The sequence below is a fragment of the Pseudomonas sp. 51_B genome, assembly GCF_017491595.1.
Taxonomy (GTDB): Bacteria; Pseudomonadota; Gammaproteobacteria; order Pseudomonadales; family Pseudomonadaceae; genus Aquipseudomonas; species Aquipseudomonas promysalinigenes.
In genome coordinates this window covers 1-449 of sequence record NZ_JAFGYW010000387.1, presented here as the reverse complement: position 1 = coordinate 449, position 449 = coordinate 1, and the positions used below count along the sequence as shown (strand labels likewise).

General features: G+C 63.7%; 1 protein-coding gene. It reads left to right on the top strand.

Annotation, left to right across the window (positions count from 1 at the left end):
* The coding region (locus tag J5M56_RS25365) for an urea transporter (RefSeq protein ID WP_207938105.1) at positions 1-405 on the top strand (405 nt) is incomplete at its 5' end.
* Between the last annotated feature and the right edge of the window lie 44 nt (positions 406-449).

Sequence of the window (449 nt, the reverse complement as noted above, 5' to 3'; positions counted from 1 at the left end):
GTGATGTTTCTCGACCATCCATTGGCCGGGGCGTTGATCGCCAGCGGTTTGCTGCTCGCCGATCGCCGCGCGTTCTGCTGGGCGCTGCTGGCGTCGGCGATCGGCCTGGGCTCGAGTCTGCTGCACCACGAAACGTCCGCCGCGCTGCTTGGGCTCGGTGGCTACAACGCCGTACTCGCCGCCCTCGCCTTCAGCGCGCAACGGCAACATCCGTGGCTGCCGCTGCTCGCCATTGCCCTGGCGCTGCTGGTGACGCCGCTGTTTGCTGCCCTTGGATTGGTGACGCTGACCGCGCCGTTCATCCTCGCCTGCTGGTTGATTCGTGCCGGCATTCAAATGCTTGGCAAAGCGTCGCTTGCGCATGAGTCTTGCGCTCACGAGGAGAATCACCCTAGGCTGCGCTGATCTTCGATTCAGGCGTTATCCATGGACAGCAGCAACAATTGGCG